We start from the raw sequence: 25,232 nt of genomic DNA, 5'->3' as shown, positions 1-25,232 counted from the left end.
AGGCCTGCAAGTCGGCTTCGTGATTCGAAACCATCCGGTAGCCCAGAGTGAGCACCGGATTAAATAGATGCCCCCTTGTGACTACGGCATTCGAGTGACGTTCCTTGGCATCCTGATGTGTTGGTGACTGCCGATATTGTTCCTTCTGTGTTGACCTTCTGGCGGTTGCGCCGTCGCTAGTGACCCCTTGCCGAAGATAGCCTGTTCTGGCCAACAAGACGGATATTGGTTGCGGTTCTAGAAGAAAGCGTCAAACCGTCAGCCGTTGATACGCCGCCAGCAGCGCCTGGAAATGACTGACATCACCACCCCGGTCCGGATGGTGGCGCATGGCGAGACGGCGATATTGCCGACGGATATCCGATTCGTTGGCACCTTCCTGTAACTCCAGCAAGCGCAGGTCGCTGCGGCGCTGATCGGGTGTCAGGGTTTGCTGCCAGATGCCCCGCAAGAGCTTGTCGACGGTATCGCGATCGGTACTGAGGTGGGTGAGATCAAGATAATAGCGGGCCAGCGGATCGGCTTCACAGACGTGCTGGTTATCGCTGGCCTGCTCAGTATCCCAAGGCTGTAATTGCACGCCAAGTGGTTCGATATTCAGCCAGCCAGCCTGTTGCGCCAGCCATTCCAGGCGTAAACGATACAAACAATGCATCACCAGAAAGTGGCAACGAAACAGAGTCAGGGAATCGGCCAGGGCATCCGGCTGGAAAACGCCGGGCACTGGCTGTTTGAGCCAGTGGATCAGTTGGTATTCGGTGTGACACTGGCCATCCTGCAATTGACTGGAAAGCAGTGCTTGCAGGGTATCGAGGCTTTCATCCGGAGGATTGATTTGGTCGCGTTTGAGATTCAGCATGGCGGCAGAATATCACAGCTGATAACGGCCTGCTGTGTCAGTGAGGCCCTGGATCGGTGTCTTCAATCAGCTTGCGGGCAAAGCCGGGCAACTTGCTTTTGATGGCATTCAGTCGGCCAGAAAATTCCCGATAACGATGGCGTTGTTGGCGTAGCCATTCCCGCACGCGTGGCACAGTGCTGACGAGTAATGACAGGCCGATAACGATCATGACGAGGCCAAAAGGGAGGGGAAGAGGCGTCACAATGATACCGGCGATGATAAAAAAAATGCCGAGCAGAATTTTGGCACTGCGTTTAACCATAGCAAAGTCAGCCAGTGGTGATCATAACTTACCAAGGTGTCATGCCGATGTTGCTTCATCATGACGGTGACGATAACTAATTGAGCAGAGATACCGGTTTTTCCGACAGCTTAACCTGCGTTATCACTCCGGTTTTTTAGCGCCTGATCCACCACAATACTGGCAACAATATCCCCCTCAACATTCACGGCGGTGCGGACAGTATCGAGAATACGATCGATGGGGAGCAAGATGGCAATGGCTTCGGCTGGCAGCCCCACAGATTGCAACACCATGACCATGGTAACCATGCCGGCACTGGGAATGCCTGGCGCGCCCATGGAAGCAATCATGGCCGTCAGCATCACAATGATCTGCTGGCCGACTGACAGGTCGATGCCGATCAGATAGGCGATAAACAGTGCTGCAGCGGCCTCATACAGGGCTGTGCCGTCCATGTTCATGGTGGCGCCAACCGGCAAGACAAATCCGGCCACGTCTTTGCTGACGCCCAGATTTTCTTCGCTGCAGCGCAGACTGATCGGCAGCGTGGCAGCACTGGAGCTGGTGGCAAAAGCAGTGATCAGGGCCGGGCGCGCTCCCCGCCATAACCACTGTGGTGATTGACGGGTAAAGAGCCACAGCAGGCCAGGCAAGATTACGGCACCGTGGATCAGGGTAATCGCAAACACCAGGACAATAAATTCGCCCATGCTGGCCAGCAGGCTCAGATCCTGGGTGGCCAACAGCTTGGTTAACAAGGCAAACACGCCGAATGGAGCCAGCAGCATGATCCATTGGATCATGCGCATTAACAGCGCCAGTAATTCTTGCAATACCACCAGAATGTGCATTTTTTGCTCGCCGGATTTGACCAGTGCAATCCCCAGTAACAGTGCAAACACCACTACGGGCAGGATTTTTCCATCCGCCAGGGCAGCCATCGGGTTCATAAACAGGCTATGGAGAAATTGGGCAAAAAATTCGCCGGCACTTAACTGTTTGGCTTCAAAATTTTCCATGCTGTCGGCAAACATGGCGAGTTGCAGATGACTGCCGGGTTGAACCCAGTCGGTAACGACCAGCGCCAGTACCATGGCGCAGACCATGGAGAGAGCAAAAAATCCCAGGGTGTAGCGCCAGACCTGGCCACCATGACGATGGGCCTGCAGGTTGGCCACACCAACCACAATGGAGGTAAATATCAGCGGAATCAGGATCATTTTGAGCAAATCAATAAACAGTCTGCCCATCACATTGGCGGCATACAGGATGTTACTGCGCAGGGCAGATGCGTCGTCCATGCCATTCAGCCAGTAGCCAAGGATCAGGCCTGCGACGGCGGCGATCAGGATTTGCAGATTCAGTCCAGGCCAGGAAATGGAGTGTCTGGTCACGTGTTGTCCTCTTGCTTGCCGGTGGTGTCCGGTGATTCAGCTAGGTGTTGAGCGGGAGGTATACCAAGCAACGGCGGTCTTTGTCTCAGGGCATTGAGTAAAGTTTATGGCCATTTCAAGAACTCAGTGATCGTTTTCACCCAGGTATCTTGTTTATGCGTCTGTTTGTCAGCCTGACAGGAACAATGGAGCGGCTGTTCCGATGCCTTATCCTATCCTGTCATAAGGGTTGTTACCCTTTATAAATCAATAAGATAGGCAGGAATGGCAAAGGCTTTGATTGCCAGAAGTCTGGTATTACCGTGTTTTGGGTTAGTGTGCGGGGTTGGTGTCGTGGGGTTGGTGTCGTGGTGAGAGAGATAACAAGCGAGACGATGATAAGCCGGTAAAAAGAGAGGCGGTCTGTGTCCCGGTATTACTGGTTCAAGGAGCGTCTTGGCTTGCCTGCCTCCGCCGGCAGGTCAATGGTTTACAAACCAGTACTTTTCCCAGGCGGCCATCACCTTTTCCGGATAAACCGTTCTGCCCAGGCTGCCGTTATAGCGTGCCAGCGCGCGGGTCCAGTTGCCTTTTTCCTTGTCGAGGTAGTGGCGCAGTATGGTACAGCCGTAACGCAGGTTGGTGGCCATATGCATCAGGTTGTCGCCATCGCGGCCGATTTCATTTTTCCAGAAAGGCATGATCTGCATATAACCGCGGGCACCTACACGGGAAACCGCAAAACGGTCGAAGGCACTTTCGACCTGAATCACGGCCAGTACCATCTCGGCGGAGATATTGGCCCGACTGGCTTCGAGGTGTACCAGCCGCAGAAACTCAAGCTGTTCGGCCTTATCTCTCAGCTTGATCCATTTCATGCTCTCGAGCCGGGATTGCATATCCATTAACCAGACTTCGGCATCAAAGCGGTCGGGGAACGACTCGGCAGTGGTAACAGCGTTCAGCAAGGCCAACCGTAATTCCGGGTCGTGGTTGGGCATCGCCTCTGCTGCACTGAGGGCACAATGGCCACTCAGTACGGCAGTCAGCAACCATGTAGCCGGTTGGCGGCCTAGCATGACACCTTGGTTTTCAGGAATGGCATCAGTTCATCGAGAGCAATGTCTTGCTTCTCGTCAGCACGGCGGGCCTTGTATTCCACCGTGCCGGCTTCCAGTCCCCGGTCTGACAGTACAATGCGATGCGGGAAGCCCATCAGCTCCATATCAGCAAACTTGACGCCGGGGCTGGTTTTTTTGTCGCGGTCGTCCAGATAAACGTCATAGCCGGCAGCGGTCAGTTCGGCGTAGAGGGTTTCGGTTGCCTGTTTTACGGCGTCTGAACGGTGGTAGTTCATGGGTACAATACCGATATGGAACGGCGCGATGGCATCAGGCCAGATAATGCCCTTGTCGTCGTGGTTTTGCTCGATGGCGGCAGCGACCACCCGGCTGACGCCGACACCATAACAACCCATGATCAGGGTGCTGTCCTTGCCATTTTCGTTGAGCACGGTGGCTTTCATGGCTTCTGAGTATTTGGTACCCAGCTGGAAGATATGGCCAACTTCAATGCCCCGTTTGATTTCCAGTGTGCCTTTGCCACAAGGACTTGGATCGCCGGCCACGACGTTACGCAGGTCGGCAAATTCTGGCAGCGGCAGGTCGCGTTCCCAGTTGATGCCAAAATAATGTTGACCGTCTTTGTTCGCGCCAGCACCAAAGTCTGAGCTGATGCTCAGGGCACGGTCGGCAATAATGCGTATTGTCAATCCAATCGGGCCAATGGAGCCTGGACCAGCTCCGACCACCGGACGTATTTCTTCTTCACTGGCAAATTCGAGTGGCGAGGCAATACCGGGAATTTTTTCAGCCTTGAGTTCATTCAGCTCATGATCGCCACGCACCAGCAGGGCGACCAGATCGTACTGTCCCTTGTCGTCGGCTTCACCATGAACGATCAGGGTTTTGATGGTTTTTTCAATGGCAATGCCATGTTGTTCAACCAGCTCGGCGATGGTTTTGGCATCTGGGGTGTCGACCAGCTGCATCGCTTCGGTTGGTTCGGGGCGCTCACCGGCTGGTGCCACGGCTTCGGCCAATTCAACGTTGGCGGCGTAATCACTGGCGCTGGAGAAGGCGATATCGTCTTCGCCAGAATCAGCCAAGACGTGGAATTCGTGGGACTTGGCACCACCAATGGAGCCGGTATCGGCCCAGACCGGACGGTAGTCGAGGCCAAGACGGTCAAACAGGTTGCAGTAAGCGCCGTGCATTACCTGATAGGTTTGTTCCAGGCTTGCTTCGGTCAGATGGAAGGAGTAGGCATCCTTCATGATAAATTCACGTGATCGCATGACCCCGAAGCGCGGGCGGGTTTCATCACGGAATTTGGTCTGGATCTGGAACAGCGTGACCGGTAGCTGTTTGTAACTGCTTAGCTGGTTACGGGCCAGATCGGTGATGACTTCTTCGTGGGTCGGGCCAATACAAAACTCACGATTGTGGCGGTCTTTGACACGTAGCAATTCGCCACCGTATTCGAACCAGCGACCGGTTTCTTCCCACAGCTCGGCGGGTTGTACCGCTGGCATCAATACCTCCTGGGCACCGGCTTTATTCATTTCTTCCCGTACAATGGCTTCAACTTTGCGCAAGGTACGTAACCCCAGCGGCATCCAGGTGTACAAACCCGCGGCCAATTTGCGGATCATGCCGGATCGCAACATTAATTGATGACTGACAATCACGGCATCGGCTGGGGTTTCTTTCTCTGTAGCGAGTAAAAATTCGGTTGCACGCATGGGGCTAGTTCAAATCCGGTTTATTAATCGAAAAATATCGTCCGATTCTACTGGCTAGTCAGGCTGGCGGCAATTTGCCTGTTACAGTGATTCTCGAAAAAGGGCATGGAATGGTGCAATAAAGATCATGCTATTTCGAAGCGGCACTATTTCTGCCGACTGGTGCCTGTGACATACTCTGCCGCGAGTAAGGCTGAGGGTGGTCTCGGCAGACAACAGGAATCGCTATGAATCGGGTGAATATTCTGCCAGAGCTTCAAATTGCACAGGATGAAGACCTGCCGGTCTCGGAATCCTGCTTACGTAATCAGCAACCCATTGGTGATGTACTGTCAGAAGAGTTGCCGAAACATTCTGTCGTACTGGAAATAGGCAGCGGTACTGGCCAGCATGCGGCGTTTATGAGTGAACGCATGCGCGATATTACCTGGCAGCCTTCTGAAATGGCGGCCCGGATTGCATCGATCAATGCCTGGCGTTTACGTTCAGGGCGGGATAATTTTTTGCCACCGTTAGTGCTGGATGTATCGCAAGACCTGTGGCCAGTGAAGGAAGTTGATGCGGTGTTTTCGGCCAATGTAGTGCATTACGTTGGTTGGCCCAAGGTACGCTCCATGATGGCCGGGATTGGCCGGGTATTACGCATCGCCGGATTGGTCTTTTTGTACGGCCCGTTTAACTACCATGGCAAGTTTACCAGCGAAGGCAACAAGTCGCTGGATGCCTGGCTCAAGGCCGATGTTGACCCGGAAGCCGGAATCAAGGATTTTGAGCAGATCGTACTGGCTGCCCGCAAGGAAAAGCTGCGGCTGATCAAGGATATTGCCATGCCAGCCAATAACCGCATTCTGGTGTTCAAAAAATATGTCTGAAGCACACCTCGACGGAGCCTGATTTATAATGAATGAATGGCAGCCAGTCGTGGCTGTGAGTAAAGGATGCCATCTGGACTCTGGACAATGTCTGTCATAGTGATACTGGGCTGATTACCCGATCAATCGCACGTTAAAAAAACAATAGCAGACAGGATTTTTGTGGTGACATAATCGCTGTCGGTTTATATTTTATTTTCAATATATATACCATTTGATTCAAATATGTATTGGTGCATGCTGCACTGGTCGCTGGTGTGTATATCAGTGTGTTTGTCAGTGTACATATAAGTCCGTATATCCGTACGTATCAGCCCTCCTGAAACTATTGATAACCATGGTATAAATAATGATTGCTGGTATCAAGGCCAGCTTCTGACAAGCGGCTGAGTCGCAGTATACGGCTACGGCTGCTGTGCACTGGTATCACAGGACCTTCCTGTCTGATGGCTCAGTGACGCATGGTAGAACAGGGAACAGGACATTTCAAAAAAATGCTTTTTAAAAATATAAGCGACGGCTTTTGTCGCGTGGGTTTGTTTTTATTGTTTTTCAGGAAGAATATATCAATGACTAAATCACGGAGTATGGCCATGACTGATAATCATCGCCCAGAAAGCTATAGCGATAGCGGTTTTTGGGAAAAACTAACAAAGTATGCCAAATCAGCTGGAAGTGAGGTGGTAGAAAAAGCCTTGACGTTGTACTACGTTGCGGCAGATAGTAATACACCAGCCAGTGCCAAAGCCATTATTTATGGAGCGTTGGGATACTTTATTTTTCCTGTTGATATTATCTCGGATTTTATCCCGGTTGTAGGGTACACGGACGATACGGTGGCGCTGGCTGCTGCTGTTAAAGCTATGGTTGATTATACTGAACAGGATCATATTGATGCTGCAAAAGAAAAAATCAAGGAATGGTTTGGTTGATGTTTTTATATGGTCAAAATTATTTAATGGCTAAGGAATAATATAAAAATAATATGGTTTGTATGTGTGTTATGCATGGATATATACGGGAGATTATACAATGCCATGGCCAATTTATTGCGTTATTCGCCGCTGTCAGCAATGTGGCCATGAAAGTCGGGAGTACGGCGCATCGGATTGTATTGCTACCGGACTTCCCTGTAATCAATGTCGATCGACTGATCTGGATATCATCATAGAGTCGCAGCCTGAATCGACTCTTGGCAAGTTGATAGCCACTTTACAGGGCCGAACAGTTCGTTGGTGATTCGTTGGTGGAGAGAATAATGGCTATATCTGTCAGAAGGAGGAGACCGTGTGGACTTTGATCAAGTGTGTTGTTGTCGGGCCGGTGTATTTGATTCTGGGCTTGCTGCTGTTGCTTGTGGCATTCAGGTTAAAGGGGACATCGATTTAATCCGGTGCTCACTCTGGGCCACCGGATGGTTTCGAATCACGAAGCCGACTTGCAGGCCTGACGGGTCAAGTCAAAAGTCGGCGACACCGAGTCGAGATCATCCGGCTGCCCCCGAAGGGCGCGGGTTGCCGCCGTCCAGTGCGGTGTTGACGAATTTGAAAAGGACTCGTCATTTCGCTGCATTCGTCGCCTTGCCCTGAACAACGGCAACACTCGCGCAGAGCCGTGCAGGATTAAGTAGATGTCCCCTATTGATTGTGGCGATACCTTTTTTGCTGGTAATCGGGTTAGTGATTTGGCTGCTGCGGCGCTGATGCCCGGCGACCACAAGCAAGCCTGAACCTGATCCGGGAGGCAATAAAATCAGTGTGTGTTAATCCGCCAGCCGACGTGACTGCCAGTAATGATTTTCCCAGTAGCTGTTTTCAAAACTGGAAATAATCACGCCACTCTTGGTAGAAACATGGAGAAACTGGTCGTTGTCCAGATACATGCCGACGTGGCGGTTCTTGTTCTCGGTTTTGAAAAACACCAGATCACCGGGGCGTAATTCGTTGCGGCTGACTGCTGAGCCAATCTGCGACTGTTGCAACGTTGTGCGAGGGACCGGCAGGCCAAATTCATCACGATAAGTAAGATAAACGAGCCCGGAGCAATCAATGCCCTGGCGACTTAAACCTCCCCAGGCATAAGGCGTACCGCGCCATTGTTGATATTGCTGATACAGCCGCGCGCGGGTGGCCTCGTCATCGTTTAGCTGTGCCCCTGAAGCGCTGTAGGAACTGTTACTGTCGCCAGGGGACGGTAAGGCGCTCATCTGACTGCAACCGCTGGCAATCAAAGACATCATGACAATAGCGAGATATATAGCATGCGACATGGTATTTCCTGTGAATGACACTGGATGAAATGGCTGGTACTGGTCTGATCATTGATCGAGGGGCCATGGCAAAACAACAGAACCCCAATGCAGCGGTATCGCCAGCCAAGCAGTATAGCCAGATAATATACCCGATATCGGTATTGATCTCCGGTTTCACGCGGTGCAATGACCTGGATTCCGGCGTTTGCGTTTTGTGGGAAGAAGGGAGCAGGGCAGGTGGAAAGCATCTGTTTCGTGCGGACGAGAGCAAGCACAGGGTCAGGCAATTAATCAGGGGGGAAGGTAAGTAACCCGGCCACTGGTATCGGGCGAGCTCTGCTCTTGTTCCGGATGCCAGGACCACGCCCGGAGGCGAGGCCTGTCTATTCTACCGGGTGAGCAGGATGCGTGCGGGTCGGATCAACTCCCTATTTTGCCTTCCAGCTCTTCCAGGTGGCGAATGATACGGTCGTTATAGCTGATGACCAGAAAAGGCACGTCCATCTCGTGTTGGCGGGTAATGGAATTACGCAGAAAGCGCCACTTGCTATTGATGTTATCCATCAGGATATCGGTAGATCGCTGCGACGTCATGACCTTGAGATCAGCAAGACGGAATTCAAAATCCGAGGTCATTTTTTGCATGGTGTTCTTGTACTCACTGAGATACACCTCAGAGTTCTCCATAGCTGCGGAGGCGGCATATTGAGTTGTCATTTCCTGTAGCAGCATGGCCATGTCACGTACTTTCTCAATGGCAGGATTGGTGTCACTTTCGCCAGCCAATTGCTGATAGGCCGTTGAAATACGTGTCACCAGGGTGTTGTTGAGACGACCCAGTTCATCAACCATCTGCACACTGGGAAAACCTTGATTCTCAACCAGGTTGCGGTTGCTGTTCAGCGAGCGGGTGAAGTGATGCCATTTGTCTTCAATATCGTTCAAATGACGGATCAGCTCTTGCTGGCCATCAGCCCCTTCCCGGGCCTGGGCCAGAGAAGTATTAAATGAATCCATATCGGTATTCATTCGACGGCTGTATTTGCTGTCGCCATCAAGACCGGTATACATAAAAAAGTCTGTCATCACTCCGATAGAAGCAAGCCGCATGTGCTGAAGCTGGACCATCAGCGCATTGTCATCTGCGTGGGAGGAAATGGATGTCAAAGTGAGTGCCAGGGCGAATCCCAGCGATTGGAAGAATCTAGTCATCATGACCTCAGTCTTTTTATGATTATTGTTAGGGTCTTCATCTGTCTGCTTGCTGAACACCCTCGCTTTTATTCAACCACACGAACAGGCCGCGGGTGAACGCAATAAAAGCCGGTCAAGCAATACTACGATATTTGCTCGCGAATGTCGCGGCGTCATACATTAGTAGTAGGTTGTTTTGATACGAAAAGACACTTTATCGTGGTGACGAGCGAACTTGGCGCGATTGGCGGCATGCCCGGAGGCGGCCATGTCTGCTCTTTGCCCAATGCTTGCTGACGGCCTGTTTATCCTTGTATTGATGGCATAAACCGATGTTTGCTGAAGCAGGTGACAGCCTGTTTTGTGCCGGTGGCCAGTGTTTTCCAGAGTGGTTTTTTGATGATGCGACCAGGAGTGGTCCAATCTGGCTGTTGACTTTGCTGTGAGATTCAACGAAGGTTGTTTCATTATTCAAACGGTCGTATTAATCGAGTGTTTGAAAATAGCTTCGTGTCCATAATAGATAACCATATGATGCGAAGGCACAAACCATGGATCGGGCTGTCAACCAACAGTCCTTACGCTAACCACCACTTGGAGATCAGTTGATGATTTACGAAGGTAAAGCCATCACGGTCAGCATGATCGAAGGTGACATCGCCGAACTCAGGTTCGACCTGCAGGGCGAGTCCGTCAACAAATTCAACCGCGCCGCACTGGAAGAGTTACAGGCTGCCACTGTCGCGATTGCTGCCAATGATACGGTCCGGGGCGTGCTGTTAACGTCCGGTAAAGACTCATTTATCGTGGGTGCTGATATCACCGAGTTCGGCGGCTACTTTGCTGGACCAGAAGCATCCATCATCGAATGGATCGGCTACGCCAACAGCGTTTTCTCTGCCCTTGAAGACTTGCCAGTACCCACCTTGTCAGTGATCAACGGTATTGCGCTGGGTGGTGGTATGGAACTGGTATTGTCGACCGATATCCGGGTGATGGCCGACACCGCCAAAGTGGGGTTGCCTGAAGTCAAACTGGGTATCATGCCGGGCTTTGGCGGCACTGTGCGTTTGCCACGTCTGATCGGTGCTGACAATGCGATCGAGTGGATCTGCATGGGCAACGAACAGAAAGCCGACAAGGCGCTGGCCGATGGTGCTGTTGATGCGGTATTCAGCGCCGATGCACTGCGTCCACAAGCTATTCTGATGCTGGAAGCGGCGATTGCCGGAGACATCAACTGGCAACAGCGTCGGGCCGAAAAAACAAGCAAGATGATGCTGGACACCATGGAAGCCATGATGGTGTTCGAGACCGCCAAGGGTTTTGTGATGGGGCAGACCAAAGGCCACTATCCAGCGCCGGTAACGGCCATCAAAACCATGCAGAAACATTGCTCCATGAGCCGCGACAAAGCGCTGCTCGTTGAAGCCAAAAACTTTGCGACCCTGGCCAAAACCACCGAAAGCCAGGCCTTGATCGGCTTGTTCCTCAATGATCAGCTGCTGAAAAAGAAAGCCAAGGAATACGACAAGATCGCCAGGCCAACGGCCATGGCAGCAGTATTGGGCGCCGGTATCATGGGCGGTGGTATTGCTTACCAGAGTGCCTATAAAGGTACGCCAATCCTGATGAAAGACATCAGTGAAGACGGCATTGAGCTGGGTCTGAATGAAGCCAACAAGCTGCTGTCCCGTCGGGTGGATAAAGGCAAGATGACCGCGCTGAAAATGGGCGAGTCATTAAACCGTATTCGTCCAACGCTCAGTTATGGTGACTTCGGTACGGTCAATACCGTGGTGGAAGCGGTCGTGGAAAACCCGAACGTCAAAAAAGCAGTCCTGGCTGAGCTGGAAGACCAGGTATCTGCAGACACGATTGTGACCTCCAACACCTCGACCATTTCGATTGATTTGCTGGCAGCCGATCTCAAGCGGCCGGAAAATTTCCTCGGTATGCACTTCTTTAACCCGGTACATATGATGCCGCTGGTGGAAGTTATTCGTGGTTCAAAAACGTCCAACGAAGCAGTAGCAACCGTCGTGGCTTACGCCAAGAAAATGGGCAAGACTCCGATTGTGGTCAACGATTGCCCGGGCTTCCTGGTGAACCGGGTCTTGTTCCCGTATTTCGCCGGTTTTGCAGGTTTGGTACGAGACGGTGCCGACTTCCAGAAAATCGACAAGGTGATGGAAAAGTTCGGCTTCCCAATGGGGCCTGCCTACCTGCTCGATGTTGTTGGTATTGATACCGGTGTGCACGCCAACGAAGTCATGGCGGCAGGCTTCCCGGATCGTATGAAAGCCGATTACACAACCTCGATGGAAGTCATGTTTGAAAACCATCGTTATGGTCAGAAAAACGGTGCAGGTTTTTATAAATACGAAACCGACAAGAAAGGCAAACCGAAAAAAGTCGTTGATCAAACCACCTACGAACTGATTCAGCCTGTAGTGGCAGCCGCGACCGACTTTGAAGCCGACGACATCATTGCCCGCTGTATGATTCCGATGTGTATCGAAATTGCCCGCTGTCTGGAAGAAGGCATTGTAGATACCGCCGCAGAAGCGGATATGGGTCTGGTCTTTGGTATCGGTTTCCCACCATTCCGTGGCGGCGCTTGCCGTTATATGGATACCGTGGGCCTGGCCAGCTTTGTTGAGCAGTGTGACCGTTTTGCGCATCTGGGCAAACTGTATGAGCCGACGGACCGTATGCGAGAAATGGCCGCTAACGGTGAGTCCTACTTCCCGGCAGCCGTTACCACAGACAGTGCGGAATAAGAGCGAACCTGGAGAAATTTATGACAACCCTGAATCCTAAAGACGTTGTAGTGATCGACGCGGTTCGTACGCCAATGGGCCGCTCCCGTGGTGGCGCTTTCCGTCATGTCCGTGCAGAAACCCTGTCCGCCACAATTATCGATGCACTGTTTGACCGCAACCCGGAAGTGCCACCCAAGCTGGTGGAAGACATTATCTGGGGCTGTGTGAACCAGACCAAAGAGCAGGGCTTTAACGTGGCGCGCCAGATTGGCCTGCTCACCAAAGTCCCGAAAGAAGCCGGTGCACAAACCGTTAACCGTTTGTGTGGATCGGCCATGAGCGCCATTCATACGGCGGCCCAGGCCATTATGACCGGCAACGGTGATGTATTTGTGGTGGGGGGGGTTGAGCATATGGGTCACGTCGAAATGACCCATGGTTTTGATCATAACCCGGCATCGTCCAAGCATTTTGCCAAGGCCTCCAACATGATGGGGCTGACCGCAGAAATGCTCGGCAAGATGCACGGTATCAGCCGTGACCAACAGGATGCCTTCGCAGTGCGCTCGCATCAGCGTGCGCATCAGGCAACGCTGGATGGCAAGTTCAAGAACGAAATCATCCCGATATATGGCCACGATGCGGATGGCAAACAGGTATTGATTAGCGAAGACGAAACCATTCGTCCGGAAACCACGTTACAGACCCTGGGTGCCTTGCGCCCGGCGTTTGATCCAAAAAGTGGGACGGTCACGGCCGGTACTTCTTCCCAGATCACCGATGGTGCGGCAGCAATGTTGCTGATGAGTGCGGAAAAAGCCGCCGAGCTGGGTCTCAAACCCCGTGCTCGTATCGTGTCGATGGCGGTTGCCGGTGTGGATGCGGCGATTATGGGTTATGGCCCGGTGCCAGCAACCAAAAAAGCCTTGAAGCGTGCCGGTCTGGAAACCAGCGATATTGATTACTGGGAACTGAACGAAGCCTTTGCCGCACAATCCTTGCCTTGCATCAAGGACCTCAAGCTGACTGCAGTTGCAGATGATCACGTCAACATTCATGGTGGTGCGATTGCGTTGGGTCATCCGCTGGGATGTTCCGGTGCCCGTATCTCGACCACGTTGATCAATGTGCTGGAACAGCAAGGCGGTCGTTACGGCGTATCGACCATGTGTATCGGTTTGGGTCAGGGGATTGCCACTGTGTGGGAACGCCTCGAGGCATGATTTGACCGACAGTCATTCAATGCCATAGCAGACCGTCAGGGCTCGTCGGTTTGCTGTTGCATGGAATGAAAAAGCCCGCAGCGATAGTGATCGCTGCGGGCTTTTTTTTGGCTCGTTTTTGCTTGCTTGTTCTGGCCTGTCTTGTGGTTCGGCTCGGGAGCAAGGCAAGCAGGCGCCTGCACTGGCCGTTGTTCTATTTGATAATCATGCGGGCATTCAGATGCTGTAGCGGGCGGTTGTTCTCGCCAATCAGGCGGGTAAATCTTGTCATCTGGTCAGCGGAGGCTTCGATCGGTGTTTTCAGTACAAACCAGCTGACTCCTTCTGTACAGGGCGGCGTGGTCAAGGAGCCGTTGTAGCGAATGTAATCCAGTGAAGAGGGCAGTAATTGGGTGATATCCAGCGAGCCCTTCAATACCCTGCGCTGGCCAGGCTGCGGCAGGTCATCCCAGATCCTGGCCAGTTCGGCGTTTTTCTTGCCGGTCTTGAACATGATAGCCAACACGGCCAGCCGCCCTTCCGGTGTGGCATGAACCATATGCATTTCCATCGGGTAGGAGCGGCTTTCAATACGGTTTTCTGACGGCGTATGAAAATGTAATTGCATCAGGTTGAAACGGTGGTAACCCACATTCAAGGTATTTCCCGTAGCGTAATTGACTTGTACGGTGTGGCCGTTGTTAAGGATTTCCTTGCCGCCCGGGTGGTAATTCAAGACCAGCGGTAACTGATCGGCATCAATCATGGCGGTCAGATTGAGCGGTGACTGATTCCAGCCATGGTTACAGGCGGCGTTGTTGTCTGAAAGACTGGACCAGTGCTCCGGGCCGTTGGCACCTTCGTAACTCCAGCTGTGTGACGGGTCGGCACTGGCTATCAGGCTGTTTAGGGTAAGTGCTCCGATCAGAATCAGGGCAGACTGTTTAATCATGAAATATCTCTGAACTGGCTGAGGAATCAGATCCGGGCGGAACCGCTCGATCCGGCGAAAAACGCCCGGCTGCAGCGTTGTGAATGTGTCATGGCGTATTGATCATGGCAAAGCAAAGGGGCAACACAATTGCTAACGCCGACCCGGTCAGTATGCCAGCCAAGGCTGGATCATTACTGTGCACCAGTACCTTGAGCATCCGGCGTGTGACGGCATGAAACGTTATGTCGGAGCGATCGCTGATGCGCAGCAAGCAGGTGTCGGGGTCAAACGTTGACGGGGCAGATTAGCAGATGCATTCCTTGGCAGGCAAACCCTTCGTGGGTAACTCTTTGTCAGGAAAACCCTGGTCGTGTTGCTTGCTGTATCAACGCATGCCGCGGATGGATAACGGACTCTTGCCCTGGCCTGTCAGCATCGGGTTTGGCGCAGGCAGACGCTGCGCTGGTGGAATAGATAATACTTTTTCTTAATCGATGGAATAGTCAGTTATGACGGCAGCCTCAGGTGTCATACTTTAGTGTTATGCTCCACTACGACTCAATGATAAGTGTGGAGAAAGAGGCATGTAGCGATGATAAGTCGCTGCCGGGTATTTTTATCAATTGATCGATAAAGAAAAACGGCAGCAAATTGCCCGAATAATATTAACAACAAGTGAGCATATGATGGTGATTCAGACTGCGTTCGTTTTACTGGCTTTTGCCGCCAATTCTCTGCTCTGCCGCTGGGCGCTGCGGGAATATAATTTTGACCCTGAAAATTTCACCATGATTCGGCTGGTATCCGGTGCCGTGGTGTTGAGCCTGTTATTGTGGTTTCAAAATGCGCGGGCAGCAACTCATAACCGAGTGAGCATCAAGGCTCCCCGTTTCTGGTTTCTGGGGTTGGGACTATTTGTTTATGCTGCGGCGTTTTCCATGGCCTATGTCAGTCTGGATACCGGTGTTGGCGCTTTTGTGCTGTTCGCCACGGTACAAATCGGCCTGCAACTGGTCAATATCTGGCGCGGTGAACACCCGGGACGCTGGCAAGTGGCAGGCATGCTGGTTTCCATCAGCGGACTGGCACTGCTGTTACTGCCCGGGAGTGCCGTATATTCCTGGTGGGCGGTATTACTGATGGTGGTTTCTGCCGTGGGCTGGACCAGCTTTGTGGTGTTGGGACAAGGTTCATCGACACCGCTGGCGGATGTGCAGGCAGCGTTTGTCGCGGCGAGTATTCTGTCGATGCTGTTATTGCCTTTTGCTGCTGTCGCAGAACTGTTGGACTGGCGGCCGTTATTACTGGCGATTCTGTCAGGGGCTGTGGCGTCCGGAGTCGGCTATTTTGGCTGGTATCAGGTGTTGCCCTGGTTGGGGATTCATCGGGCAGCACAGGTGCAGCTGTTGGTGCCAGGGCTGGCAGTATTAATGGGGGCGCTGGTCTTGTCTGAGCATCTGACCCTGCTGATGTTGCTGGCAATGGCGATGATTGTGGCGGGTGTTCTGATTGCCATTCGGGCTCGGCAAGCCACTGCCTGAATCCGTTGGTTGTGTATAAGCCCTGTATCAGGGCTTATACATCTCTGCCAATCCAGACGACTCGGCCAATGATTCCCAATGGGTTGATATCGTCTGCTGCCAACAGGATATCGGTATAGTGGGTATTATCGGTCAGCAGCCAGATGCCCTGACCCGGTTTGCGCTGAATGCGCCGTATGACTTCGAAAGTATCTTCTCGCAACGCGTACAGATAACCATCTTCCAGTGAGGTATTTCCGGTGTCGATCAGCACCAGGCTACCGTTGGTAATGGTAGGTTCCATACTGTCGCCCCGGGCCGTTATTAATCTCAGGCTCTGGTCGTTCAAGCCCCGTTGTTTGGCCCAGTGGTTGGGAGGGGCAAATTCTGCGCAGGTCGTGTGCTTGTCGCACAAGGGGAGTGAGCCGGTATGGCACGGAGTGGGGGTGTCGATGCGCGCTGTTTTTTGATCAGGACAGGCTTGCATCAGGCCTTCGCCGGATATTGCCCATTCAATGGAAACGTTGGCGGCTTTTGCCATGGCGACCAGTGGTTCGACCGTGGTGGCACTGGCACCTTTGATGCAACGGTAAAGCTGTGACTCTGAAATACCAGCGGCATCGGCGAGTTTCTTTTTGCCACCGACCAGATCGGCCATGGTAGAAATTCGTTGTCCCAGCTGGGTCAGGAATTCCATCGATTTTTTGTTGTCGTTATCCGCTGATGCGCTATTCATGTTGTCACTGTTGGTTGAGTATGCAAAAACCACTGGTTGTGTCTCATCCGGAATATCGTTGTCACACACATATATGCATGCTTCTGTTGACTTGGTCGCATATGTGTCAATATGCTCCGGCCAGACCGACGAGAGGCTGCTGTCTATTGCGGGCAAACAGTGACGGCTCCATAGACAACATGGGCGTTTTATACTGTCCGGGTCTTTTCAGCAGGCAGTATAAAAGCACAAAGTTGATTGATCATTCGTAGAAATTGGTACTTTTGGCTGAGAAAGATGCTTTTTTCGGTAGTTATTGTTCCTGGCAAGAGACTAAGTGTTGTTTTTGGCCAAGTGGGCTCTTTTTGTAGATTCCCTGTCGTTTCCCTCTTGCGTCGATGATTATTGGATGGTCGCGTGATTACAGAGATGTTGGAGCAGGTTATGCTAAGCAGGACAGCCTGAGCCGTTTTGCTGTATGCCTATGCTACCATTTCCCGGATGGGGGAGTTCTGTAGCACAAATGACGGAGAAAACTCCTGTTTTCAGCAATCGCGCTGTGGAATATCCGTAAAAAACATGATTACCGATAATATGTTGACCCGAACATGATGACAGTCAACGTTGCATAGCCTGAGCCAGAGGATGGTCTCGAGTCATATATATCGCTTTACGAGGAATTGATTTATGGCGTTTGTTGTCGCCGAAAGTCTTGCAGAACAAATAGCCAATCACCTGGCCAATCGCATTATCCAGGGAGACTTGGTCAATAACGAGCGTATCCAGGAAGCTCGTATCGTAACCGAGCTGAAGGTCAGTCGTGGGTCGGTTCGCGAAGCACTGCTGATTCTGGAACGTCGGCATCTGGTCACTATCCAGCCGCGCCGGGGTGCTTATGTCACCGAACTGAATGCCGACCGTGTACGCAGCCTGTATCGGTTGTATGGCAACCTGCTTGAAATGCTGGCAGAGAAACTTTCCTGGAGCTGGAAAGAAGAAGACAAGCAAACACTGGAAGCGCTGGTCAACAAACTGAGTAACACCGCCGCCGAGCACGACCCTCACCAGTTTATCGATGCCAACTTCGAACTGATATCCAGCGCCGCGGTAGCGGCCGGCAATGAATACCTGAAAACCGCCCTCGACAACCTGCAGCCTCCCCTGCATCGGGCGCTGGCCCTGGCATTACGCAAAAACCTGGGCGAAATGAACGAAACCAGTCTGTTTGTTACCCGCCTGATCGGCTATACCCTGGGTGAACGCTGTGATGAAGTACAGGCGTTGGTCAATGAATATTGTAAGCGTCACTGCTTGCTGGTAGTGCAAGCCATCGAAGCTAATGCACAGAAAGAGTCAATCTGACGCTGTAGAAGTGGCGTGATTAGCCACTTCCAATTAATATTGCGTATTATTCGGGCTGTTGCCCTGTACAGTCCAACTCCACCGGATTCCTATGCGCCTGAAGGCCATCAAACTCTCTGGCTTCAAATCTTTTGTCGACTCCACCACGGTCAGCTTTGATACCAATATGACCGGTATCGTTGGCCCTAATGGGTGCGGCAAATCCAACACCATTGATGCGGTGCGCTGGGTGATGGGCGAAAGCTCAGCCAAATACCTGCGTGGCGACTCGATGACCGACGTTATCTTTAATGGTTCTTCCGAGCGCAAGCCGGTAGGCAAAGCCAGCGTTGACCTGATTTTTGACAACAGCGACCAGACGCTGCGGGGAGAATACGCGGCCTACACCGAAATTGGCGTCCGTCGCCAGGTTACCCGGGATGGCCAGTCTACCTACTTTCTGAATGGCAGCCGCTGTCGCCGTAAAGACATTACCGACCTGTTTCTGGGGACTGGCCTGGGGCCTCGTTCCTACGCCATTATCGAACAGGGCATGATCTCCCGCCTGATTGAAGCCAAACCGGAAGAACTGCGGATTTACGTTGAAGAAGCGGCGGGTATCTCCCGTTATAAAGACCGCCGCCGTGATACCGAAAACCGCATGCGCCGCACGCAGGAAAACCTCGAACGCCTGCAGGATATTCGCGACGAACTGACCCGCCAGCTGGGGCATCTGCAGCGCCAGGCGGAGGCCGCGGAAAAATACAAGGCACTCAAAGACGAAGAGCGGCAGAAAAAAGCCCAGTTGCAGGCACTGAAATGGCAGCAACTGGATCAGGAGTACTGCCAGCGCGAGTTATTGATCAGTGAGCTGGATACACGTCTGGAAGCGTATCGATCCGAGCAGGTGCGCATCGACACCACAACCGAATCGTTACGGCTACAACAAACGGAACACAACGAACAGTTTCAGGAAGTGCAGGGCCAGTTTTATGAAGTCGGTGCCCTGATTGCCCGCCAGGAACAAAAAATAGAACACCAGTCGCAAATGTCGCAGGAACTGAGCCGTAATCTGGCCGAAGCCGAACGTGAGCTGGAAGCCTGCCAGATCGCCCTGGAAGCCGATCAGCAGCAACTGGATCAGCTGGAAGCCGAGCGTCTGCAACAGGCACCGGAACAGGAACTGTTGGACGAGTTACTACAGCAAGCCAAAGAGCAGCTCGAAGACGCCGAACATGAGCAAGCCCGCTGGCAGGATGACTGGCAACAGTTTACCCAACGTGCGGGTGAGCCAGCCCGTCAGGCCGACGTTGCCCAGACCCGGATCCAATCCCTGGAGCAGCAACTGACGCGCTTGCAGCAACAGCTACAAAAATTGCAAAGCGAGCAACAGCAACTACAGAACAGCCCGGAACAGGATGAAATCCAGCTGCTGCAAGAAGAAGTGAGCGAATACGAGCTGCAAGCAGAAGACCAGCAACAGCGCGCTGACAGCAGTAAAGAACAGGCTGAGCGAGTTCGGGGCGAGATCGAGCAACAACGACAGCAAATAGAAACCGGTCGCCAGCAACTCAACACCCTAAGCAATCGCAAGGCAACACTGGAAGCGCTGCAAAAAGCCGCACTGGGGCAAGGCAGCGATGCCATGGCCCGTTGGCTGGAAAGCCGTCAGCTGGCGCGCAAACCCCGACTGGCAGAACGGCTGCAGGTTGAACGAGGCTGGGAAGACGCAGTGGAAGCAGTCCTGGGGGACTACTTGCAAGCACTGGTGATCGATAATCTGGACGCCGCCAGTCAATGGCTGGACAGCTTGCAGGAAGGCAGCCTGGTGCTCTGGTCCGACTCCGCCGTTGATGCGAGCAATACCGCGCTGGCCCCGGACTCCCTGCTGCAACGGGTACAGTGTGCTTATCCGTTGGACGACCTGTTGGCCTCCGTACGCACCATAGACTCCCTTGACCAGGCCCTGGCGCAGCGTCACCAGCTGGCCGTCGGAGAAAGCTGGATCACTGCCGACGCAGTACGGGTTGGCCGCGACTGGATACGGGTACAACGCCAGGACGAAAGCCAGGGCAGTGTTCTGGGTCGCCAGCAAGAGCTGGAACTGTTGCTGGAGCAATGGGACCAGCTGGATATGGACGTGGAAGAGTGGGAAGCCGATTACGAAGCAGCGCGGATGCGCTTGCGTGGTCTGGAACAGCAACGGGACAATGCCCAACGGGAATGGCAGCAGGTCAACAGCCAGTTGATGACACTACAAACCCAGCTGTCAGCCCACCAGGCCCGGGCCGAACAGGCGGCACAACGAAGCCGGCGTATCGATGACGACCTGGCGGAAGCCCGTGAACAACAGGCATTTTTGCAAGAAGAACTGGAAGAAACCCGGCTGCAATGGCAAGAAGCCAATGCCGCGATTGAACAATATGGCGATGAGCGTGACCAACTGTTGCAGCAGCGAGACAGCAAACAGCAACAATTGGATGATGCACGGGCATTATTGCAACAACAACAGCAAGCCGCTCATCAGGCCGCATTGGGACAACGTGAACTGGATAGTCGTATTCAGTCGCTAAACACGGCACTACAGAGGTTACAGGCGCAGCTGGAACAGTGGCGTGGAAGAAAAAAGGCTATACTGTCAAGCCAAACGCAAGATCATAATATTGATCTGGAGCAGTTAAAATCAGAACTGCAGCAACTGTTAACCCGACGCCAACAGGCTGAACAGCAGGTACAGGCAGCCCGTAGCCAGCTGGAAAGCACAGAAACCGGATTGCGGCAGCTGGAGCAACAGCGTGGTCAGGCAGAACAACAGGCCTTGGAAGTGCGTAACCAGCTGGAAGCCGTACGACTGGAATGTCAGGCGCTGGATATTCGTCGCCAAGGGCTGATCGAACAGCTGCAGGAAGAAAAACTGACCCTGAAAGACGTGCTGGACAATATGCCAGAAGAAGCGGACCCCGAACGTTGGCAGCAAGACCTGTCTGACCTGGGTGAACGCATTCGGCGTCTTGGCAATATCAACCTGGCGGCCATCGATGAATATCGACTGCAGTCAGAACGTAAAGTGTATCTGGATACCCAGAGTAACGATCTGGAAACCGCGCTGGCAACATTGGAAAGCGCCATTCATAAAATTGACCGTGAGACCCGTACCCGATTCAAAGAGACCTTTGATAAAATCAACCACGGCCTGGCCGACCTGTTTCCCAAGGTATTTGGTGGTGGGCATGCCTGGTTGGACCTGACCGATGATGACTTGCTGAGCACAGGCGTAGCCATTATGGCGCGGCCTCCGGGCAAGAAAAACAGCACTATTCACTTGCTGTCGGGCGGTGAAAAAGCATTAACGGCAATCGCACTGGTATTTTCCATATTCCAGCTGAATCCGGCGCCGTTTTGTATGCTCGATGAAGTAGACGCACCATTGGATGATGCCAATGTCGGACGTTATGCCAAACTGGTAAAGGCAATGTCAGACAAGGTGCAATTTATATTTATTACCCACAACAAAATCGCAATGGAAATGGCATCCCGATTACTGGGTGTCACCATGCAGGAGCCTGGCGTGTCCAGGCTGGTTTCTGTTGATGTCGAAGCGGCGGCAGAAATGATCGAACAGTAAGCGTTAAGCTGCCGGGCGTCAGAAAGGGCGCAATCAACAACAGAATACAGCGGGCAACCTACAACGGGTTTTATGAGACACCAAATCCAGTTGCCTGATAATACACAGACGAAGAGGGCGTTATGGAACTGACCTGGAAAACGGTCATGATTTTGCTGGGGTTACTGGCAGTCGTGACGATCGTAGTGGATGGCATACGGCGAATGAAGCGTGCCCGGGCGATGGCACTGAAGCTGGACATCAACAAGAATTTCAAATTTCCGCAAGATAATCACAACCCTGAGTTACCGGGTGGGCGTTTTCGGGTAGTGGAGGATTCTGAATCCGAGGGTGACCCGATAACGGCCAGCGACTCCGGCAGTACAGACAACCCGGGGGATATCGACGCTTTTGTTCCCGAGGCCTGGGCCAGTGACCGTGACGATCTGGCTGCTCCCCGTACCGATGTTCTGGAACCCGAGACCGGGAGTACAGAAGAACAGGGCTTGCAAGACAATATTGAAAGCTGGCTGAATGCCCGTAGCCAGGAAATAGACCAGTCAACCGAGGAGCAGCCACCGGCCGCCATCATCCCCAAAGCCCAGCCGGTGAATCTGGATGAATCGGTACCGCTGTTGATGACCGTCGAAGCGCTGGGTGAGCAGGAAGTGATTATCGAGCCAGAGGCCAGGACAGAAGAACAGGCGGCCATATCGACTGGGTACGAAACCAGCCATGAGGAAGCCGACACCACATTGGCAGACAGTCAGGCAGAGGACGACCAGCAGCCACATCTTGAAGATGAGATTGCCCTGCAAGAAGAACAGGGTGCGGATCAGGGCAGTGAGTTGATTATTTATGCTGGCGAGAATGCTGAACAGCTGTCCAGTCGCGCTGCAGCAGAAGTCGTACTGGTTGTGCACGCCCGTGCTCGGGATGAGGCAGGATTTTCCGGTCTGGCACTCTTACACCTGTTTGATGGCTGTGACCTGCGTTACGGCGAAGAAAAAATATTTCACCGCTTTGAAGAAGCCGACGGTCAGGGGGCGATCCAGTTTTCAATTGCCCAGACTTACGAACCCGGCATTTTTGATCCGGCCACCATGGCCGATGAGAATTTTGCCGGATTAACGTTCTTTTTAAGCCTGCCAGGTGCCAAGCGCCCGTTGGAAGCCTATCAGGCCATGTCTGAAATGGCGCGGCTGCTGGCCGATCACCTGAATGCCGAACTCAAGGATGGCACGCTCAGTACCTTTACCAAACAAACGGTAGAGCACGATCGCCAGCAAATTCTTGAATATGAACGTCGACAAGCACTGTTGGCCAAAAAACAGGCGGCAGCAGGCCGGCGGCGCTAGCGTCACCGGTGTGTACAACCCATTCCTTCAGGCGCGGCACGCACCGCGCCTGCCAGTGTGAGCCAGAAAGTCATGCCCTCCGATACCTCCCAAGACGTCGTGTTAGCAAACGAAGCCAGCATCCGTATTCAACAGCTGCGTCAGCAAATCAACGACCACAACTATCGTTATTACACTCTGGATGAAGCGCTGATTCCCGATGCCGAATACGACCGCCTGATGCGGGAGTTACAGCAGCTGGAAGCACAGTTCCCGGAGCTGGTTACCACAGACTCACCCACCCAGCGTGTCGGTGCCGAACCGTTATCATCGTTTGACCAGATCCGGCACGAAATGCCAATGCTGTCGCTGGATAACGCCATGAACGAAACAGAGTTCGCCGCGTTTTACCAGCGCCTGCAGGATCGACTGAAAACCACCACCGATATTGAACTGGTGTGTGAACCAAAGCTGGATGGTCTGGCGGTCAGCTTGCTGTATGAAAATGGCCTGTTGGTACGGGCGGCGACCCGTGGCGATGGCCAGACCGGTGAAGACATTAGCCGTAATGTCCGCACGATCAAGAATGTGCCCTTGCGCCTTCAAGGCGAGAACTGGCCGCAGCGTATCGAAGTCCGTGGCGAAGTCTATATGCCCAAGGCCGGCTTTGAGGCCTACAACGCCAAGGCCAGAGCCAGCGGCAGCAAGGTGTTTGCCAATCCACGTAATGCTGCCGCCGGCTCGTTGCGTCAGCTCGACTCTGCCATTACAGCACAACGGCCACTGGAATTTTGTGCCTACAGCGTTGGGATCGTCTCGGACGAATTTGAACTGGCGGCAACCCACCGGGGCGTGCTGGATCAGATTCAGGGGTGGGGTATCCGTATCAATCCGGAAACCCGTCTTGCCAGCGGTCTGGAACCGGCACTGCAATGCTATCGGCTGTTAGGTGAGAAACGCCATCAGCTGGACTATGAAATAGATGGTTCGGTATTCAAGGTAAACGATCTGGCTTTACAACAGCAGCTGGGCTTTGTGGCCCGGGCACCACGCTGGGCGATTGCCTTCAAGTTTCCGGCACTGGAGCAGATGACCCGTTTGATCGGGGTGGATTTTCAGGTTGGCCGCACTGGCGCTGTAACCCCTGTAGCCCGCCTGCAGCCAGTGCAAGTCGCAGGAGTTATCGTCAGTAATGCCACGCTGCACAATATGGACGAAGTCGCCCGGCTGGAAGTACGGATTGGGGATACCGTTATTATTCGTCGGGCCGGTGACGTGATTCCACAGATTGTTTCCGTGGTGATGGCAGAACGGCCGCCGCAGACCGAAGCGATTGTCATGCCTGATCGCTGTCCGGTGTGTGACTCGCTGATTGAAAAGGTCGCAGGCGAAGCCGTAGCTCGTTGTACTGGCGGGCTGGTATGTGCCGCACAACGCAAAGAAGCCATCAAGCACTTTGCCTCACGCAAGGCGCTGGATGTAGAAGGTCTGGGCGACAAACTGATAGAACAACTGGTGGCTGCCAACCTGATCGATTCTGTCGACGACCTGTTCCACCTGACACTGGAGCAGTTGTCGGGCCTGGAGCGAATGGGCGAGAAATCAGCCACCAATGTACTGGCAGCCCTCGACAAGGCCAGGCAGACCACTCTGGGACGGTTTTTGTATGCCCTGGGTATCCGGGAGGTCGGAGTGGTGACGGCGCAAAGTCTGGCCGATCACTTCGGCTTTTTGCAGGCGATTATGGATGCCAGTGTTGAACAACTGCTGGAGGTGTCTGATGTTGGTACCGTGGTGGCCAGTCATGTGGTCAACTTTTTTGCCGAAGCCCACAACCGGACGGTGATCGAGCAATTACAACAGGCCGGGCTGGTCTGGCCAGAAGCCGAACCGGTGCAGCCGTCAGAGGCCGATGCATTGCCTTTGGCCGGGCAAACCGCGGTGATTACCGGCACCCTGTCGGCCTTGTCCCGTGAGCAAGCCAAGGCACATTTGCAAACACTGGGAGTCAAGGTAACGGGCAGTGTATCGGCCAAAACCGATTTTCTGGTGGCGGGAGACAAGGCGGGTTCCAAATTGACCAAGGCCAATAATCTTGGCGTCAGTGTCTGGGATGAAGCCCGCCTGCTGGCTGTGTTGGCTGAGCATGGGCTGGTGGTCGAATAAAAACCGCCCG

18 protein-coding genes are annotated in these 25,232 nt (G+C 53.1%); 9 read left to right on the top strand and 9 right to left on the bottom strand.

The features are described 5' to 3' along the window. Positions 1-250: 250 nt before the first annotated feature. From Q4551_RS11775 to Q4551_RS11755, 5 genes are all read right to left on the bottom strand, one after another. A complete protein-coding gene (locus Q4551_RS11775; RefSeq protein ID WP_303434038.1) occupies positions 251-859 on the bottom strand; it encodes a DNA-J related domain-containing protein in 609 nt (202 codons plus the stop codon). 37 nt (positions 860-896) lie between these two features. Next, positions 897-1,163, bottom strand: a complete 267-nt coding sequence (locus Q4551_RS11770) for a PGPGW domain-containing protein (protein ID WP_303434037.1) — start codon at positions 1,161-1,163, stop codon at positions 897-899. Between the two features lie 110 nt (positions 1,164-1,273). Next, positions 1,274-2,539 carry a dicarboxylate/amino acid:cation symporter gene (locus Q4551_RS11765; protein ID WP_303434036.1) on the bottom strand — a complete coding sequence of 422 codons (1,266 nt, stop codon included), beginning with the start codon at positions 2,537-2,539 and terminating at the stop codon, positions 1,274-1,276. A 461-nt stretch (positions 2,540-3,000) separates the two neighbouring features. Next, complete coding sequence (locus Q4551_RS11760; protein ID WP_303434035.1) at positions 3,001-3,570, bottom strand: lytic transglycosylase domain-containing protein; 570 nt, start codon at positions 3,568-3,570, stop codon at positions 3,001-3,003. Between the two features lie 20 nt (positions 3,571-3,590). Continuing rightward, positions 3,591-5,321 (bottom strand): proline--tRNA ligase, encoded by a 1,731-nt coding sequence (locus Q4551_RS11755; protein ID WP_303434034.1) that lies wholly within the window; start codon positions 5,319-5,321, stop codon positions 3,591-3,593. A 227-nt stretch (positions 5,322-5,548) separates the two neighbouring features. Between Q4551_RS11755 and Q4551_RS11750 the strand changes: the two genes are divergently transcribed. Then, the gene (locus Q4551_RS11750; protein WP_303434033.1) at positions 5,549-6,193 is read left to right on the top strand and encodes a DUF938 domain-containing protein; all 645 of its coding nucleotides are present in this window, start codon (positions 5,549-5,551) and stop codon (positions 6,191-6,193) included. A 593-nt stretch (positions 6,194-6,786) separates the two neighbouring features. Next, positions 6,787-7,125 carry a YkvA family protein gene (locus tag Q4551_RS11745; RefSeq protein ID WP_303434032.1) on the top strand — a complete coding sequence of 113 codons (339 nt, stop codon included), beginning with the start codon at positions 6,787-6,789 and terminating at the stop codon, positions 7,123-7,125. Between the two features lie 830 nt (positions 7,126-7,955). On the opposite strand, the gene Q4551_RS11740 is transcribed toward Q4551_RS11745, so the two are convergent. Both Q4551_RS11740 and Q4551_RS11735 read right to left on the bottom strand, forming a co-directional pair. Next, the gene (locus tag Q4551_RS11740) at positions 7,956-8,462 is read right to left on the bottom strand and encodes an NlpC/P60 family protein (protein WP_303434031.1); all 507 of its coding nucleotides are present in this window, start codon (positions 8,460-8,462) and stop codon (positions 7,956-7,958) included. Between the two features lie 402 nt (positions 8,463-8,864). Beyond that, positions 8,865-9,659: a hypothetical protein gene (locus tag Q4551_RS11735; RefSeq protein ID WP_303434030.1), complete on the bottom strand. Its 795-nt coding sequence runs from the start codon at positions 9,657-9,659 to the stop codon at positions 8,865-8,867. A 587-nt stretch (positions 9,660-10,246) separates the two neighbouring features. Between Q4551_RS11735 and fadB the strand changes: the two genes are divergently transcribed. Both fadB and fadA read left to right on the top strand, forming a co-directional pair. Beyond that, positions 10,247-12,421, top strand: coding sequence for a fatty acid oxidation complex subunit alpha FadB (gene fadB, locus Q4551_RS11730; RefSeq protein WP_303434029.1), 2,175 nt, complete (start codon positions 10,247-10,249; stop codon positions 12,419-12,421). Positions 12,422-12,441: 20 nt separating this feature from the next. Next, positions 12,442-13,626, top strand: a complete 1,185-nt coding sequence (gene fadA / locus Q4551_RS11725) for an acetyl-CoA C-acyltransferase FadA (protein WP_303434028.1) — start codon at positions 12,442-12,444, stop codon at positions 13,624-13,626. A gap of 193 nt (positions 13,627-13,819) precedes the next feature. On the opposite strand, the gene Q4551_RS11720 is transcribed toward fadA, so the two are convergent. Further along, entirely contained in the window at positions 13,820-14,557 is a 738-nt protein-coding gene (locus Q4551_RS11720) for a carbonic anhydrase (protein WP_303434027.1), read from the bottom strand. Between the two features lie 665 nt (positions 14,558-15,222). Between Q4551_RS11720 and Q4551_RS11715 the strand changes: the two genes are divergently transcribed. Next, positions 15,223-16,080, top strand: a complete 858-nt coding sequence (locus Q4551_RS11715; RefSeq protein WP_303434026.1) for a DMT family transporter — start codon at positions 15,223-15,225, stop codon at positions 16,078-16,080. A 34-nt stretch (positions 16,081-16,114) separates the two neighbouring features. Here Q4551_RS11715 and Q4551_RS11710 read toward each other — a convergent pair whose 3' ends face one another. Further along, complete coding sequence (locus Q4551_RS11710) at positions 16,115-16,795, bottom strand: S24 family peptidase (protein WP_303434025.1); 681 nt, start codon at positions 16,793-16,795, stop codon at positions 16,115-16,117. Positions 16,796-17,461: 666 nt separating this feature from the next. Between Q4551_RS11710 and Q4551_RS11705 the strand changes: the two genes are divergently transcribed. The 4 genes from Q4551_RS11705 to ligA all read left to right on the top strand — a co-directional run bounded on the left by Q4551_RS11705 (position 17,462) and on the right by ligA (position 25,222). Continuing rightward, the gene (locus Q4551_RS11705; protein WP_303434024.1) at positions 17,462-18,136 is read left to right on the top strand and encodes a GntR family transcriptional regulator; all 675 of its coding nucleotides are present in this window, start codon (positions 17,462-17,464) and stop codon (positions 18,134-18,136) included. Between the two features lie 91 nt (positions 18,137-18,227). Further along, a complete protein-coding gene (gene smc, locus Q4551_RS11700) occupies positions 18,228-21,740 on the top strand; it encodes a chromosome segregation protein SMC (RefSeq protein WP_303434023.1) in 3,513 nt (1,170 codons plus the stop codon). A gap of 122 nt (positions 21,741-21,862) precedes the next feature. Continuing rightward, positions 21,863-23,077 carry a cell division protein ZipA C-terminal FtsZ-binding domain-containing protein gene (locus tag Q4551_RS11695; RefSeq protein ID WP_303434022.1) on the top strand — a complete coding sequence of 405 codons (1,215 nt, stop codon included), beginning with the start codon at positions 21,863-21,865 and terminating at the stop codon, positions 23,075-23,077. A gap of 72 nt (positions 23,078-23,149) precedes the next feature. Beyond that, positions 23,150-25,222, top strand: coding sequence for an NAD-dependent DNA ligase LigA (gene ligA, locus Q4551_RS11690; RefSeq protein WP_303434021.1), 2,073 nt, complete (start codon positions 23,150-23,152; stop codon positions 25,220-25,222). Positions 25,223-25,232: the final 10 nt, after the last annotated feature.

Source organism: Oceanobacter sp. 5_MG-2023 (assembly GCF_030548165.1).
Classification (GTDB): Bacteria; Pseudomonadota; Gammaproteobacteria; order Pseudomonadales; family Oceanobacteraceae; genus Oceanobacter.
Note: the sequence above shows the minus strand (reverse complement) of the source record. Positions and strands in the feature narration are given on the sequence as shown.

What these genes read in the sequence shown, in the direction of transcription:
- Q4551_RS11710 (WP_303434025.1), bottom strand. Translation starts at nt 16,795, where the DNA reads ATGAATAGCGCATCAGCGGATAACGACAACAAAAAATCGATGGAATTC.
- Q4551_RS11750 (WP_303434033.1), top strand. Translation starts at nt 5,549, where the DNA reads ATGAATCGGGTGAATATTCTGCCAGAGCTTCAAATTGCACAGGATGAA.
- fadA (WP_303434028.1), top strand. Translation starts at nt 12,442, where the DNA reads ATGACAACCCTGAATCCTAAAGACGTTGTAGTGATCGACGCGGTTCGT.
- Q4551_RS11705 (WP_303434024.1), top strand. Translation starts at nt 17,462, where the DNA reads ATGGCGTTTGTTGTCGCCGAAAGTCTTGCAGAACAAATAGCCAATCAC.
- Q4551_RS11770 (WP_303434037.1), bottom strand. Translation starts at nt 1,163, where the DNA reads ATGGTTAAACGCAGTGCCAAAATTCTGCTCGGCATTTTTTTTATCATC.
- Q4551_RS11720 (WP_303434027.1), bottom strand. Translation starts at nt 14,557, where the DNA reads ATGATTAAACAGTCTGCCCTGATTCTGATCGGAGCACTTACCCTAAAC.
- Q4551_RS11775 (WP_303434038.1), bottom strand. Translation starts at nt 859, where the DNA reads ATGCTGAATCTCAAACGCGACCAAATCAATCCTCCGGATGAAAGCCTC.
- Q4551_RS11695 (WP_303434022.1), top strand. Translation starts at nt 21,863, where the DNA reads ATGGAACTGACCTGGAAAACGGTCATGATTTTGCTGGGGTTACTGGCA.
- Q4551_RS11715 (WP_303434026.1), top strand. Translation starts at nt 15,223, where the DNA reads ATGATGGTGATTCAGACTGCGTTCGTTTTACTGGCTTTTGCCGCCAAT.
- fadB (WP_303434029.1), top strand. Translation starts at nt 10,247, where the DNA reads ATGATTTACGAAGGTAAAGCCATCACGGTCAGCATGATCGAAGGTGAC.
- Q4551_RS11755 (WP_303434034.1), bottom strand. Translation starts at nt 5,321, where the DNA reads ATGCGTGCAACCGAATTTTTACTCGCTACAGAGAAAGAAACCCCAGCC.
- Q4551_RS11745 (WP_303434032.1), top strand. Translation starts at nt 6,787, where the DNA reads ATGACTGATAATCATCGCCCAGAAAGCTATAGCGATAGCGGTTTTTGG.
- Q4551_RS11735 (WP_303434030.1), bottom strand. Translation starts at nt 9,659, where the DNA reads ATGATGACTAGATTCTTCCAATCGCTGGGATTCGCCCTGGCACTCACT.
- ligA (WP_303434021.1), top strand. Translation starts at nt 23,150, where the DNA reads ATGCCCTCCGATACCTCCCAAGACGTCGTGTTAGCAAACGAAGCCAGC.
- Q4551_RS11740 (WP_303434031.1), bottom strand. Translation starts at nt 8,462, where the DNA reads ATGTCGCATGCTATATATCTCGCTATTGTCATGATGTCTTTGATTGCC.
- smc (WP_303434023.1), top strand. Translation starts at nt 18,228, where the DNA reads ATGCGCCTGAAGGCCATCAAACTCTCTGGCTTCAAATCTTTTGTCGAC.